Origin of the sequence: Anatilimnocola aquadivae (assembly GCF_049819085.1) — a bacterium.
In the GTDB taxonomy this organism is placed as follows: Bacteria; Planctomycetota; Planctomycetia; order Pirellulales; family Pirellulaceae; genus Anatilimnocola.
Genome location: NZ_CP187419.1, coordinates 1,907,293 through 1,921,472 on the forward strand (window position 1 = coordinate 1,907,293; position 14,180 = coordinate 1,921,472).

A 14,180-nucleotide genomic window follows, 5' to 3' on the forward strand; every position below is an offset into this window, starting at 1 on the left:
CTGCCATTCGCAAAAAAAATGCCCGAGGCTTCTAATCTCGGGCATTCGCAACTCTTCGGCGAGCATTCCCGTAGTGTAGTAGCCACGCTCCGTCGTGGCTTCCGAAGCAACTGCCTGTGCCCCATCGAAATCGCACGAACCAGCACATTTGGACGACTCACGGTCCTTCGATACAATGGACTTCACCGAAAATGAAGGAGACCGAGATGACACGTATCGTCGTTCAAAGCGACGTTGCCGAGCTGATACGGCAATCGGATGGCCAAATTGAATTGGTTGATGACCAAGGGAACTCAGTGGGAGTGGTGCGTCGTCCACCTACGGCAGAAGAAATTGAGTTCGCGAAAGGGCGTATCGGAAAAAAGGGGCCAAAGTTCACCCTCGAAGAGCTGATTGCCAAGATCGAGGCGTTGTGAGCTACGCCGTCAACTTCTCGCTTGAAGCAGTTGAGGAGATCATGCGCATCACGATGGCGAGCCCCGCCAAAGCGGCGGTTATCAATGCTTCCAAACAACTCCAAGAGGCTTTGAAGGAAAATCCCGCTGACGCAGGAATGCATTTGAGCGAGGGGTTGTATTACATTGACTGCGAACCTTTGCGTGCGTTCTATGCCATCAGTGCGGACGAGCGGTTGGTAGAAGTCGTCAACGTGAAACCGATCTAGGGCCAGCAAATAACCATAGACTGATTGCGACTTCTGCGGTCGCAATAAAAAACCCGGCTGAAGACATCAGCCGGGTTACAGAAGCTTAACTCGCAAACGATCGCTGCTTACGAACAGCCCATGCTGTTACCACAGTTGTGGCACAGGTAGCAGTTGCCGTTGCGAACGGTGATTGAACCGCAATTGTCGCAGCTCGGAGCATCCAGCTGGAAGCGCGCGAACTGTTCGTTGCGAGTCGCCGGCCCGTTGCCATCCACCTTGATCGACAGACCTGCTCGTTCGAGCATTTCGAGATCGATCTTGGGCTTGGCAGGACTATTGCCGTTCGCACCATTCTTCTCGGCCGTCTTCGCTGCGGGGGCAGGCGGAGCGGCGACCTTGGCTGCGGTTATCGCTGGCGCTGCCGCCACGGCAGCAGGCGCAGCCGGAGCGATTGCCTTGATCTCTTCACCTTCGCTCTTGCCCGAGTAGTCACCACGGCTGGCCTCGCGGAAGCCGGCCAGGTACTGCATGCCCATCCAGCGGAAGATGTAGTCGACCACGCTCTTGGCAATGCGAATGTCCGGGTTCGTGGTGTGACCCATCGGCTCGAACCGCATGTGCGAGAACTTGTTGACCAGTGCTTCCAAAGGCACGCCGTACTGCAGGGCGATCGAGATCGAAGTGCCGAAGGCGTCCATCATGCCGCCGACGGTGCTTCCTTCTTTGGCCATGGTAATGAAGAGTTCACCGGGGCGACCATCGGGGAACTGGCCGACGTTAATGTAACCCTCGTGACCACCGACATTGAACTTGTGCGTGATCGATGCGCGGGTGTCGGGCAAGCGTTCACGACGCGGTTGATACACAATCTTGACGGCCGCTTCCTTCTTGTCGGCGTCCGACGAAGTGTTGAGCGGCTGGCTCTGCTTCGAACCGTCGCGATAGATCGCGAGGGCCTTCAGGTCGAGCTGCCAACCCCAGAAGTAGGCATCGGCAATGTCTTGCGGCGTGACATCGCTTGGCATGTTCACCGTTTTGCTAATGGCACCGCTCAAAAACGGTTGAGCAGCGGCCATCATGCGGACGTGAGCTTTCCAATTGATGCTGCGCACGCCACTGGCGGGCTTGAAGGCACAGTCGAACACCGAGAGGTGCTCGTCCTGCAGCTGCGGAGCCCCTTCGATGGTGTCTTGCTTGTCGATGTACTCGCAGATGGCCTTGATCTGCGGATCGTCGTAGCCCAGCTTGTTCAGTGCGAGTGGCACCGTGTTGTTAAGAATCTTCAGCATGCCGCCGCCGGCCAATTGCTTGTACTTCACCAGGGCGATATCGGGCTCGATGCCCGTGGTATCGCAATCCATCATGAAGCTGATGGTTCCGGTCGGAGCCAGCACTGTTGCCTGAGCATTGCGGAAGCCGACCTTGCGACCGAGCGTAAGAACTTCGTCCCAGGTCTGGCGAGCTGCTTCCTTGAGATTCTGCGGACCGGCGTCGTTGATGTTCTCGACCGCATCGCGGTGCATTTGCATCACCCGCAGCATCGGCTCGCGGTTGATGGCATAGCCATCGAACGGACCCATCACAGCGGCCATTTCGGCGCTGGCCAGGTTCGCCGAGCCGTGCAGCAACGCGGTGATCGCTCCGCACAAGCTGTACGCAGCGTCCGAATCGTAAGCATGACCTTCGCTCATGATCAGGCTGCCGAGGTTCGAGTAACCGAGACCCAGCGGACGGAACATGTGGCTGTTGCGAGCAATCTGATCGGTCGGATAGCTGGCGTGATCGACCAGGATTTCCTGAGCGATGAAATAGATTCGGCAAGCCGTTTGGAAGCGTTCGACATCGAACGAGCCATCGGGCAAACGGAACTTCATCAGGTTAATGCTGGCCAGGTTGCAGGCCGTGTCGTCGAGGAACATGTACTCGCTGCACGGATTGCTGGCGTTGATCCGGCCGCTGTTCGGGCAGGTGTGCCAACGATTGATCGTGGTATCGTACTGCACCCCTGGATCGCCACACTGCCAGGCACATTCGGCCATGCGCGTGAGCAATTCCTTGGCAGGCCACGAAGGACCGGGGGTCTTCATATCGGTGACCCAGTGGGTCTGCCAGATCTGATTCTGTTCGATGGCTTGCATGAACTCGTCGGTCAAGCGGACCGAGAGGTTGGCATTCTGGAAGAGAATGCTGCTGTACGCTTCGCCATTGAAGTTCGACTCGTAACCACCCTTTTCGATCAGGCAGTGAGCCTTCTTCTCTTCCTTCCACTTGCACTCGATGAACTCGAGAATGTCTGGATGCCAGACCTTCAGCGATTGCATCTTCGCGGCGCGGCGAGTCTTGCCACCACTCTTCACCACGGCAGCAATCTGGTCGTAGACGCGCATGAACGACAGCGGGCCCGAAGGCTTGCCGCCACCCGAGAGCTTTTCGCGATGCGAACGCAGGGTCGAGAGGTCGGTGCCGGTGCCGCTGCCGAACTTGAAGAGCATGGCCTCGCTGGTGGCGAGACGCATGATCGCTTCCATGTTGTCGTCGACGCTTTGAATGAAGCAAGCCGAGCCTTGAGGAAACTCGTAAGGGTTCTCGGGCTGTTCGACATCCATCGTTTCCGGGTTCCAGCGCCAGTTGCACTTCGAACCGGTCACGCCGTACATGTGGTGCAGGCCGACGTTGAACCACACGGGCGAGTTAAAGGCCCCGTGCTGGTGCAAGCAGAGCCAGGTCAGTTCGCGATAGAAGTTCTCGCCGTCTTCGGGCGTGGCGAAGTAACCATCGGCGATTCCCCAATCGGCAATGGTCCGCGTCACGCGATTGATCAGCTGCCGGACGCTATTTTCGCGTTCGGGCGTGCCGTTCTCGCCGTAGAAGTACTTGCTGACGATGACGTTCGTGGCCAGTTGAGTCCAGTTCTCTGGAATCTCAACGTCCTTCTGTTCGAACATCAACTTGCCGCTCTCGTCCTTGATCTGCGCGCTCCGATGCGTCCAGTTGACCGTGTCGAACGGATCAACGGCGCTCGTGGGGCAGAACAAGGGCAGAACCTGCAGACCTTGCGACAGGTCGCGGGCATTGCTCGCGCGAGTAGGTGTTTTGGACTGCGCACGGGAACGGGGGGAAGACACGGTCGCCATTCATTCAGCTCCTTGCTGAGAAACGTAAAAGGGGCATCCCGGAATAGGGGCGCCAGCCTCATGCTACTAAACAGATGTACAGTAGTCCAGCCATTGTTACAGATCGTCCGCCAGTCACACGTAACTTTGTCAAGAAAAGCCTTCCAAAGCCGAGGTCGATAGAAAAGTGACCTGCCCGGGTATGAAACCGAGCCCCATACCATCCATTGTAGGTGTTACGAATGCTGCCACAACGCTTAGTGGCTGAAGGGCAGTTTACGAATCTTCGGAGAAGCGTCAATCTGAGTTCGACTTGTGCTCGCAGGTCATTGCCAGCACAAGACTTGGGGTTGTAACAGCTGCCGTGGCGAAAAGATGCCTGTTGCAACAAGCGTGGCGTAAACCCTTTCCAGAGTTCACCTTGGGAGTTTGCAGCTAAACGGCTGCTCGGTCACTTTCCGACCGATGAATTTTCAAAATCTCTTCCCCGAATCTTCGCACATGCTAGCGGTGGCTCTGCCAGCACCTCCCTGTCTTCCTATTTTGACATTGCTCGCTGGGTGCAAGAAACACTCGACACCTGGACCGGAGTTAGGGACCAGGAGGTCAGGGGCCAGGAGGTCAGGGGCCAGGAGGTCAGGCAGAGGCGAGCGGGAAATTGTGTCAGGACGTTTGACAAAGAATCACGCGACGAGCAGATTGCAGATCCGTGCGCTGGCGAGTCATATGCGGCTGAGGGGTGTTGTTGGTTGGCTGGGGCGATTCGGCGAAGGAATGGCTCGCAATGAGCAGCGAAGATCAGAGCATAAATAATGGCAAAATAGGTAGTTTGGGTCGCTGCCAGGTGGTTAGCAAAATGGTTATCAGCAGTTCGGCGAAATTTGCGAATTCCTTTTCTTAAGTCGATTGGCAGCCTTCGGTTATGGGAATTGGTTATCGCGAAAAAAGCACTGAAAAAGTTATCAAAAATGGTTATCACTGACCGTGACGTGTCAAGCTGGGAGTGGGGGTAATTTGATGTTGGGGGAGTCGCCGATGTCGGCCCGCAGGACCTGCTGCATCTGGTCGAGGGCGGCCTGATTTTCGGCGGCGGTATTGGAGGCGATGCAGTCGGCGGGGACGAGGAGATGAAAGTCTCGCTGGTAGGCATCGTTGGCAGTGAACAGCACGCAGATGTTGCCGGCGATGCCGGTGAGGATCAACGTGCGCGCTTGCAGGTAATCGAGGAGGAGTTCGAGCGAAGTGGAATAGAAGCCGGAGTGTTTGGGCTTGAGCACGAAGTAGTCGTCTTCGCAGGGCGTGAGAAGTTCGGCCAGCGGTTGACCACGGACGCCATCGTGCAGCACGTGATCGACCTGGGCACTGAAATCGGAACGCCAGCGGCCAAAGTTATCGTTGACGTAGATGACGGGGATCTTGTTTTTCACACAGCGACGTTTGAGTTCGGCAATTCGCTCGGCAACTTGGATCGCCTGGGCTTCGATCTGGTCTCCTTCAGGAAACTCCAGGTCGTTGATCATGTCGATAATGAGCAGCGCCACGGGGCATTTGTCGGGGGCATTACCGTGGAGATCAGGGTTTTTCGCAGGCATGGAGAGTACCTCGGGTGCAAGGCAAGGTCAGCGCGGATAGCATAACGGCAACGGTGAGCCCCACTGAGTTTGGACCCACTGAGTTTGGAAAGGTGTCGACATGAGTAAGTTCCTCTCTGGCGTTTGGTTCTGGGCTGTGGTGTTCGCATTGTCGCCAGCAATTGTGCAGGGCGCAGAACCGGCAACGAAACCCAACGTGCTGTTCATTGCCATCGACGATTTGAGGGACTGGGTCGGCTATCTCGGCCACAAGGCGGCGAAGACGCCGAACCTCGATCGGTTGGCAAGTCGCGGCGTATCGTTCACCCGCAGTTATTGTGCCGCGCCACTGTGCAACCCGTCCCGCGCGGCGCTCGTGACAGGACGTCGACCGGGAGTCAGCGGCGTATATACGAATGCGACCGATTGGCGACCACTCAACACCGATGTGGTGACCTTGCCGCTGCACTTTAAGCAGAACGGCTACCACGTGATTGGGGCGGGCAAGATCACGCACGATGCCTTTCGCCGCGAGAGTGACTGGAACGAGTTTCACTCCCACGCTCCCGCCGAGGATCAGCCCAAGACACGGAGCGGCGGGAAAGAAAAGGGAGATGGCGGCGGCGTGGGCGGCATCAAGTTCCAGCCCGTCAAGATTCCCGACGAAGAGATGGACGACTATGCCACGGCCAGCTACACGATTCGCCATCTGAAGGCCAAGCACGACAAGCCGCTATTTCTGGGCTGTGGATTTCATAAGCCTCACATGCCGTGGAATGTGCCGCAGAAGTATTTTGACATGTATCCGCTCGACCAGATTGAATTGCCGCCGACCAAGGCAGGCGATCTCGACGACTTGCCGCCGTATGGCGTGAAGGTGGCTAAGCCGATGGGCGATCATGCCGAGATGGTGAAATCGGGCCGCTGGAAAGAGGCGATTCAAGCGTACCTGGCGACGATCACATTCATGGATGGGCAAGTGGGCCGCGTGCTCGACGCGCTCGAAGCGTCCGACAAGAGAGACAACACGATTGTCGTACTCTGGAGCGATCACGGCTGGCACTTGGGCGAGAAAGAGCACTGGCGCAAGTTCGCATTGTGGGAAGAAGCAACTCGTTCGCCGCTGATCATTGCCGCGCCGGGAGTCACCAAGCCTGGCACGGTTTGTGAGCGGACCGTGGACCTGATGTCGCTCTATCCAACTTTGTGCGCGCTGTGCAAGCTTGAAAAGCCCGCGCATGTGGAGGGGGCCAACATTGTGCCGCTGCTGAAGGATCCAAAAGCGGAATGGTCAACACCCGCGGTGACGACTTACTTTCGAGGCGACCACGCCGTGCGCACCGAGAAGTGGCGTTACATTCGCTACAACGACGGGAGCGAAGAGTTGTACGATCACTCGACCGATCCCCACGAGTGGACGAACCTGGCCGGTGATGCGAAATTCGCCAGCGTGAAAGAAGAGCTGGCGAAACACTTGCCCAAGGAGAATCGCGCGGGCCCTGCTGGCGAGGCCAAGCAGGGGAAGAAGAAAAACAAGGTTAAGTAGCGGCCTGAGGAAATGCCAGGCAGGAACGACTTCGCGAACCAACAGCCCCGGGCAGGTAGGTGCGCGGGGACGCCTCTGTTGGTGGAAGCGAGCGGTTCAAGGTCAGGGGTCGAGAGTCTACGGCGATGGTTTATCTAGTGATTTGGCCAGACAGAACTCGCCAAAGACTCCCGACCCCGGCCACTATTGGCACTACCAAGGTCCGCGAACTGGGTAGACGCCGAGTTGATCGGTGTGGCTCGGCCAGAGGGGCGTGGGGAGGATCGGTGATCCGCCGTAGCCGCCACCGCCGGGTCCAAAGCCAGCACCTGGATCGCGGTGGAACTGGTGGTAAAGCGGAGTCGCTTCTGACTGCGCTACGCCCCAGCTCCAGCTGTTCTGGAAGACCGAAGTTGGCGGCACGACGAGGGCGACCGGTTGGCCGTAGCTCGTGTTGGCGTACGGTCCGTGCCAGGGTCGTTGAGCTGCGTAGTAGCGAGCGATTCTGTCGGCACGCGTGCGCGGGCCACCAGCTTCGCATTCGTTCAGGCTGACGGTGAGCGTGGCACCCACGGCCAGCAGCATGAGCCACTGTTGCCATTTGGGCATGGTAAGAGCTTTCACAAAAATCCTCCGGGGGGGACGAAGGTGGATTGGGGATGGAGGTGTGCGGTTCGCTGATTCAGGAGGCCACTACTTCAAAAAGTTTGGTACGTGCGACACGCCGTACTTGACGTGCGTGCGGGTCAGGCCCTGTCCGCCGTTGTAGTAGCGGTGATAGGTGCGGTGATGGTGATAGAGGAACTCGTGCGGCATCAGCGGTTGGTAGGTGATGTAGGTGTGACCAACGTGAGCCGGAACGGGCCGGGGCGACAGATACAACTCGGCACCAACGCCACCGCAGTTGGCGGGAGCGTAGTAGTTGTAGAACAGGTCGGGCTGGCCGTACCAACGGTATTGGCAATCGCCACCGCTGCAGGTGCGGCAGCCGCCGGCTCCAGCGTAGTCGTGGCCATAATAGGGGTGATGAACTCCATCGCCAGCTTGCGTGGCCGAGATGGAGCCAGCAAACCCAGCGAGGACAACAGCCAAGGCCAATCCAGGGCGCACGAGAGAGCGCAGCATGAGTCGACTCCTTCCGACGGCGGGGGCACATCTGCCTGGCTGCGAAGGGCGCGAGTCATTCGCGCTGCATTTTCAGCGAGGCAGAAGATGGGTGGGGGACGTTTGAGGTGGGTGAGACCGAGGGCGGGCATTCCGTGCCTTGCACGTCGTTCTCGTAGGGATTTTCTCGGCTAGGGCGTGCGGCAACGGTGAGTCATTATGTGCCATGCGAACCAACCGCGACGGGCGGTAGCGGCAACGCCCGCAGAAGCGTCATATCCCGACTTTGAGTCCGCCCGCAAACTCGATATACTCGACGCAGCTTGACTCGCTTGCCTCTCCCAACGGCCAGCGATTGTCTACCCAGCAGGCTTGTCTGCTCGCCAGATAGTCTGCCCAAGGAAATGGAAAGCCTCGACCGATGATTGTCCAGTTGCTGGCCGGCTCATTCGAGCGGCGGCAAGACTGCTTCCTCGGTTGGACCGCTCTTCCGATATTGAATCATCGCGGTAAAGGAGTACGAATTGGCCAAGGCCCCCGCTGCTAACGTGCAAAAGCCAGCTTCTGGTGCGCAAAAGGCTCTCGATTTTGAGGCTGGCGACTCCGACGACTTTGTCAACAAGCGTGCCGCGAAGAACGGCGCTGCCGAAGAGAACGGTGCTGCCTCGAATGGCGCAGCTGATCACGGTGACGCGCATCCCACCGAGAGCCCCTCGAAGCGTCGCAGCAACGCCGAGACGATGGCGACCAAGCAGAAGGAAATCTCGGTCAGCGAGTTCTTCGCCAAGAACCGCCACTTGCTGGGGTTCGACAATCCGCGCAAAGCGCTGCTGACGACGGTGAAAGAGGCCGTCGACAACAGTCTCGACGCCTGCGAAGAAGCGGGCATCGTCCCCGAGATTTGGGTGACCATCGAGCCGACGACCAATAGCCGCTACAAAGTCAGCATCCAGGATAACGGTCCGGGCATCGTCAAAAAGCAGATCCCGCTGATCTTCGGCAAGTTGCTTTACGGCAGCAAGTTCCATCGCCTGCGCATGAGCCGCGGCCAGCAAGGCATCGGCATCAGCGCTGCTGGTATGTACGGCGTGCTCACGACCGGCAAGCCCGTGAAGATCATCTCAAAAACCGGTGCCAAGAAGCCGGCTCACTATTTTGAGCTGCAGATCGACACCAAGCGCAATCACCCCGAGATCATTAACGGCAAGGGTGAAGGGGTCGACATCGAGCCGGGCGAAAAAGGCCTCGCCGATATGGCGAAATACGAGATCGAATGGGCCGCCAATTATCTGCCGGAAGTAGGCCCCGATGGGCAAGAAAAGCCGGCGCAGGAAGTGAAGAGCGGCACTCGAGTGACCATTGAACTCGAAGCAAAGTATGTCCGCGGCCGCGGAAGCGTGGATGAATACCTCGAGCAAACCGCGATCGCCAATCCGCACGTCACGATTCATTATAAAGACGCCGAAGGGCAGGAATCGCATTACAAGCGCTCGACCACCGAGTTGCCCGCCGAGCCGAAAGAGATCAAGCCGCATCCGTACGGCGTGGAACTCGGCCGCCTGATGACGATGCTGCAGGACAATAGCTTCAGCACTATCACGCAGTTTTTGACCGAATCGTTTTCCCGCGTCAGTAATGCCGTGGCGAGTAGCATTTGCGAAACGGCCAAAATCAGTTCGCGGGCCCATCCCAAGCGAATTGGCAGGCAGGAAGCGGATGCGCTGTTCCAGGCAATTCAAAACACCAAGATCAGTGCACCGGCAACCGATTGCTTGTGCCCGATCGGCGAGCCTCTGATTTTGAAGGGACTCGCGCACGTGGTGCCCGGCGAGTTCTACACCGCCGACACGCGGCCGCCGGCTGTGTACCGTGGCAATCCATTTCAAATCGAAGTGGGCTTGGCCTTTGGTGGTGTATCGAGTGCGCAAAAGGTTTCACTCGATGCACTGCAAACATTCCTGGCCGAAAGTGACGCGCGTACCATTCGCCAGTTCCTCATGAACACCTTCGATGGCGTGGGTGGCGACGGCGCGGACAAGATCATCGCCGAAGCGAAGATCGGCACTCGGCAAAGCCCGGGCAAACTGGACAAAAAAGAAATCGCCTCACTGCACGCGGCGATGCGGAACGTGAACCTGAGCGAAGGTCAAACGATGCAGGTGATGCGCTACGCCAACCGCGTGCCACTGCAGTTCTCGATGAGCGCGTGCGCGATCACCCAAGCCGTGATGCAAACCAACTGGCGCGCTTACGGCCTGACGCAGAGCCGTGGCGGTTTGCCCAGCGGTCCCGTGAGCGTGATGGTGCACATGGCCAGCGTGTGGGTGCCGTTCACCAGCGAATCGAAAGAAGCGATCGCCGGCTATCCGGAGATTCAGAAAGAACTCCGCCTCGGCCTGCAAGCCGTTGGTCGCCGCCTGCAGATGTATCTCAACGCCCGCAACAAGGTGAAACAAGAAGGCGAGCGCCGCAGCGTCTTCCTGCGTTACCTGGGCGAAGTCGCCGGCGCGATCGGCGAAATCCAGGACTTTAATGACAAGAAGAAGACCGAACTTTACGAACGGCTGCTCGGCGTCGCGAAAAAGAAAACCGCTGAAGCCGACATGAAGCTCGACAGCCGTGGCAAAAAGATCATGGCCGAAGAGCAACAACCCGAATTCGACGACAAAGTGCTGATCGTGCCGCAGGGGGATGTGGCCACATAACCTGCAGCTGACGCCTCTCCTACACAAATCATTCACATCGCATAACGATCTACTATGGCCAAGAAAACCTCAGCCCGCCCCACTGAAAAAGCTCCACCGGCGATTTTGACCGCGAAGGATAAGAAGACCCTGGCGTCGCTGCGCGACTTGGCGACCAAGGTCGAAGCGTTTGCTGAAAAGAGCAAGGCACCATTTCTGGATATCCGCTCGCGGTCGCTGTCGAACGTGTCGTTCAATAAGTCGCGCAAGATTCTCGAACTCGGCAAATCGACGACGCAGCGCGAGCTGTTCAACCTGTCGCAGGCCAAGGCTTACATGCAGACGCTGCTCGTGGGCAGCGGCTGCAAGCGGCTGTTGGAGCAAGGCAAAACGACGAGCCTCCGAGGTTTGTACTACATGCTGTTGCATACCATCAAAGGGACGAAAGAAGAAAAGACCTTTGACGATCAGAGCGAATCGGATGCCATGATCGAAGACATGGAAATCATCCTCGCTGCGATGCGCGAAGAGTTGCATCTGTATGCCAAGAACGCTGGCGCGATGGTGGGCAATATTACGGTGATCGATAGCGGGGACGAGATTGACTGCACGCGCATGGGTTCCGGCGGATACAGCATTCCCTCGATCGTCGAACCGGAAGTGGTGCAGTTCAAGAAGTGCAAGGCCGAGTTCATCCTGCATGTTGAAAAGGACACGGTTTGGCGCCGCTTCAACGAAGACAAATTCTGGGTCAAGCACAACTGCATCTTGACGCACGGCGGTGGTCAGCCACCCCGTGGTGTGCGGCGCATGCTGCATCGACTGCACAACGAGCTTAGCCTGCCGGTGTATTGCGTGCTCGATAACGATCCGTGGGGATACTACATCTACAGCGTGATTAAGCAGGGATCGATCAATCTCGCGCACGAATCGGCCCGCATGGCCATTCCCGATTGCCGCTACCTGGGTCTGCGCAGTCGCGATTATGAACGATGCGATCTTTCCAGCGATGTGCAGCTGAAACTCAACGAACAGGACATCAAGCGCGCGAAGCAAATCGCCGATTACCCCTGGTTCAAGCACAAGCCAGCGTGGCAGAAGGAGATCGACCTGATGCTGAAGAACGGGTTCAAACTCGAAGTCGAATCTCTCATCAGCAAAGACATCAGTTACGTCACAGAAGAGTTTGTGCCGCAGCGCCTTGAGGAAGATGACTTTCTGGATTAGGCGCCGGATTCACTTTGTCGTCAGAAGCGTTGTGGTTTGCCCATCCACTTCTTGAACGACCTTCAGGTGGATTCCGCCGAGTTTGATTTCTTTGAGGAACTCTTGCAGCGAGGCGAGATCGTTTCCTGCTTTGCGAACGGCTGCCAGTTCCTTGGTGATGGCATCGGACTGGGCTTTGGCGACATCATTGGCCGACTTGCCTTTCGGCAAACTGCTGCGGGTGAGGTTCAGCTTGGCTTCGTAGGCATTGAGTTGCGTAATGGCCGTGGTCAGGCCTTTCTCGGTGAGTCGTTGGGGCTTCTCGCGATCGGCGATCCAAAACATGGGGGTCGCCGTTAGCTTGAGCGTTTTGTTGAAACTGCTGTCGATTTTCACGAGCAGGTGCGGTGGACGAATCGCCTCAGCGAACATCGAACCGCCGTTCGCCTTAAGTGCGGGGCCGTCGATCAGCAGTCGCCAACTGACATTCTTGCTTTTGAACTCCGCGCGCGGCATATCGACTTCCACACGCAGGCTGTCGAGTCGCGGCGGATCTTCCAATTCATAATATTCCGTCGTCGGCTCGTCCAACGAGAGTGCCAGCGGCTTGATCTTTTGCGTGCGTCGCAGCCCGACAGTCTTTTTGCTGGTACCAACAGATATATCGAACGAAGCATTCTTGAGTCCGCCGGCACCGGTAACTTGCTGAGCCCCTTCACTCCAAGCGAATTGAATCGCCCCACCTTCGATCCGGAACAAGCCGATCTCTACCGGTTCCGCCGTGGCGTTCTCTTTCGCCAGGCATTGCCATGAGCGCCCATCGGCCCGTTCTTTCAACTCCACTTGCTTGCCCGGGCCTAAACAGCGATCGCCAAACCGCAAACTGAGCGAAACAATCAGCTTTTCGGGAATGTTGGTTTTGGCCAGCGTGCTCCATTTGCTTGCTGGCGTAATCGCCGGCAAATCAACAGCTGCGCCCAAGCCCTTCAGGGGATCACTCTCGTCTACTGGCTTGGCGGGAGCCTGCGCCGCAGGTCCTTTCTTTGGTGCCGCTTTCTTCTTTTCGTCGACAGCAAAGGCGGTCGCCGAGACTATCAGCGCAAGGAGCAAGGAAAAGTGCAGGGGGTTCATGGCACAGGGATCCGCGCGGGTCAAACACAACATCGATAATCGTGCATGGTACTTTGCCACTCATGCGCGAAGCAACCGAAGAAGGCATGACGTTCAGCCATGGTCCGCTGTAACAAGCGGCCGGAATTCACGCTTTCAGATACAATGCCAATTGTTCGCAGCGCCCCTGCGCTCGGACCGGAACTTGCGGAGCAAAACTCATGGTTCAATCTGCCAGCACGAATACCCCTTCCCCTAAGCCGCCGGAAACGCCTGCCCAAAAGATCATCAAAGTGGTCGTCGCCCTGTTGGCAGTCGCCGCTGCGGTGTGGTTCCTCTATCCGCAGTTCTTTCCACAAAAATGGGCCTTCGAAATTCCCGATCGCGAACTTGAGACCAATGTGCGCGAGATTACTGCCGAACAACTCTTGAAACTTCCCTTCACCAACGAACAGGGAGAGCCGGTCTCGTTGCAGGATCGCGTTGGCAAAAACCACCAGGTGATTGTCTTCACGAGAGGTTCGCTGGCTTCCGTTTCGTATTGGAACAAAGGAAAAACTCGCGAACGCCTGGTGAACGTCTGCCCGTATTGCACTTCGCAAGTCTCGGGCATAGCGGCCACGGTGGATGAGTTTCGCAAGGCAGGAGCCGAGGTAGTGGTGATCTTCCCGATTTCCCAGCGCAGCGAGGCCAAAGATCTGGAACCACTGCGAACTTCCGCTACCAGCAACCAAGTGCAAGTATTTCCGCTCTGGCTCGATCTCGACCTGAAGGCAGTCGACGCGCTGCAAATTCGCCAGCACCTCGCTCGCCCCTCCTCGTTCATCTTGGATAAGGCCGGACGTTTGCGCTTTGCCTATGTGGGCAGCAATGCCGACCGCCCCAGCGGCGGCGAACTCTTGCGACACGTCAAAGAACTGGCAACCGACTTTCCGCTGGAACCTGTTGAGCAGGCAGAGCTGTCGACCGAAACAAAGCCGCTACCAGCAGACAGGCCTGCTGCCGAGAAGTAACTATTCCTGCTCACATTGTTCTGCCATGGCAACCGCACTCCGCCAGTTCCTCTGCAGCAGGTCACACACGGCGAGCAGCCGGCGCGAGTCAGGGGTTGCCGAAAGTCGGTGGCATTCTTGGGCGAATACTTGAGCACTCTGTATGTGGCCTGACTGAATCTCCGCCAAGCAGCGTTGGCGGGCGGTCTGATAGGCAGCGGCGACGGTG

The 14,180-nt window shown here is 57.6% G+C and carries 11 protein-coding genes; 6 read left to right on the top strand and 5 right to left on the bottom strand.

Translation table 11 applies throughout. From position 1 onward, the window contains the following. Nucleotides 1-191 precede the first annotated feature (191 nt). On the top strand, nt 192-416 hold the full coding sequence (locus NA78x_RS07570; RefSeq protein ID WP_425617825.1) for a hypothetical protein: 225 nt from the start codon (nt 192-194) through the stop codon (nt 414-416). Continuing rightward, nucleotides 413-664, top strand: coding sequence for a hypothetical protein (locus tag NA78x_RS07575; RefSeq protein ID WP_425617826.1), 252 nt, complete (start codon nt 413-415; stop codon nt 662-664). The genes NA78x_RS07570 and NA78x_RS07575 overlap by 4 nt, the downstream gene beginning before the upstream one ends. 107 nt (nt 665-771) lie before the next feature. Here NA78x_RS07575 and NA78x_RS07580 read toward each other — a convergent pair whose 3' ends face one another. Then, nucleotides 772-3,780, bottom strand: a complete 3,009-nt coding sequence (locus NA78x_RS07580) for a vitamin B12-dependent ribonucleotide reductase (RefSeq protein ID WP_425617827.1) — start codon at nt 3,778-3,780, stop codon at nt 772-774. 971 nt (nt 3,781-4,751) lie between these two features. Next, nucleotides 4,752-5,351, bottom strand: coding sequence for a cysteine hydrolase family protein (locus NA78x_RS07585; protein ID WP_425617828.1), 600 nt, complete (start codon nt 5,349-5,351; stop codon nt 4,752-4,754). Nucleotides 5,352-5,451: 100 nt separating this feature from the next. On the opposite strand from NA78x_RS07585, the gene NA78x_RS07590 reads away from it, so the two are divergent. Next, nucleotides 5,452-6,876 (top strand): sulfatase, encoded by a 1,425-nt coding sequence (locus NA78x_RS07590; RefSeq protein ID WP_425617829.1) that lies wholly within the window; start codon nt 5,452-5,454, stop codon nt 6,874-6,876. A 192-nt stretch (nt 6,877-7,068) separates the two neighbouring features. Here NA78x_RS07590 and NA78x_RS07595 read toward each other — a convergent pair whose 3' ends face one another. Both NA78x_RS07595 and NA78x_RS07600 read right to left on the bottom strand, forming a co-directional pair. Then, complete coding sequence (locus NA78x_RS07595) at nt 7,069-7,479, bottom strand: hypothetical protein (RefSeq protein WP_425617830.1); 411 nt, start codon at nt 7,477-7,479, stop codon at nt 7,069-7,071. A gap of 69 nt (nt 7,480-7,548) precedes the next feature. Then, complete coding sequence (locus tag NA78x_RS07600) at nt 7,549-7,980, bottom strand: hypothetical protein (protein WP_425617831.1); 432 nt, start codon at nt 7,978-7,980, stop codon at nt 7,549-7,551. A 503-nt stretch (nt 7,981-8,483) separates the two neighbouring features. On the opposite strand from NA78x_RS07600, the gene NA78x_RS07605 reads away from it, so the two are divergent. Continuing rightward, nucleotides 8,484-10,664: a DNA topoisomerase VI subunit B gene (locus NA78x_RS07605; protein ID WP_425617832.1), complete on the top strand. Its 2,181-nt coding sequence runs from the start codon at nt 8,484-8,486 to the stop codon at nt 10,662-10,664. 54 nt (nt 10,665-10,718) lie between these two features. Continuing rightward, entirely contained in the window at nt 10,719-11,870 is a 1,152-nt protein-coding gene (locus NA78x_RS07610; RefSeq protein ID WP_425617833.1) for a DNA topoisomerase IV subunit A, read from the top strand. A gap of 9 nt (nt 11,871-11,879) precedes the next feature. Here NA78x_RS07610 and NA78x_RS07615 read toward each other — a convergent pair whose 3' ends face one another. Beyond that, nucleotides 11,880-12,980 (bottom strand): hypothetical protein, encoded by a 1,101-nt coding sequence (locus NA78x_RS07615; protein ID WP_425617834.1) that lies wholly within the window; start codon nt 12,978-12,980, stop codon nt 11,880-11,882. 200 nt (nt 12,981-13,180) lie between these two features. Here NA78x_RS07615 and NA78x_RS07620 point away from each other — a divergent pair, with 200 nt between their 5' ends. Continuing rightward, on the top strand, nt 13,181-13,972 hold the full coding sequence (locus tag NA78x_RS07620; RefSeq protein ID WP_425617835.1) for a peroxiredoxin family protein: 792 nt from the start codon (nt 13,181-13,183) through the stop codon (nt 13,970-13,972). Nucleotides 13,973-14,180 lie beyond the last annotated feature (208 nt).

Excerpts from the sequence above, each read along its gene's own strand:
- NA78x_RS07600 (WP_425617831.1), bottom strand. The coding sequence starts at position 7,980 with ATGCTGCGCTCTCTCGTGCGCCCTGGATTGGCCTTGGCTGTTGTCCTC.
- NA78x_RS07615 (WP_425617834.1), bottom strand. The coding sequence starts at position 12,980 with ATGAACCCCCTGCACTTTTCCTTGCTCCTTGCGCTGATAGTCTCGGCG.
- NA78x_RS07610 (WP_425617833.1), top strand. The coding sequence starts at position 10,719 with ATGGCCAAGAAAACCTCAGCCCGCCCCACTGAAAAAGCTCCACCGGCG.
- NA78x_RS07585 (WP_425617828.1), bottom strand. The coding sequence starts at position 5,351 with ATGCCTGCGAAAAACCCTGATCTCCACGGTAATGCCCCCGACAAATGC.
- NA78x_RS07580 (WP_425617827.1), bottom strand. The coding sequence starts at position 3,780 with ATGGCGACCGTGTCTTCCCCCCGTTCCCGTGCGCAGTCCAAAACACCT.
- NA78x_RS07590 (WP_425617829.1), top strand. The coding sequence starts at position 5,452 with ATGAGTAAGTTCCTCTCTGGCGTTTGGTTCTGGGCTGTGGTGTTCGCA.
- NA78x_RS07620 (WP_425617835.1), top strand. The coding sequence starts at position 13,181 with ATGGTTCAATCTGCCAGCACGAATACCCCTTCCCCTAAGCCGCCGGAA.
- NA78x_RS07570 (WP_425617825.1), top strand. The coding sequence starts at position 192 with ATGAAGGAGACCGAGATGACACGTATCGTCGTTCAAAGCGACGTTGCC.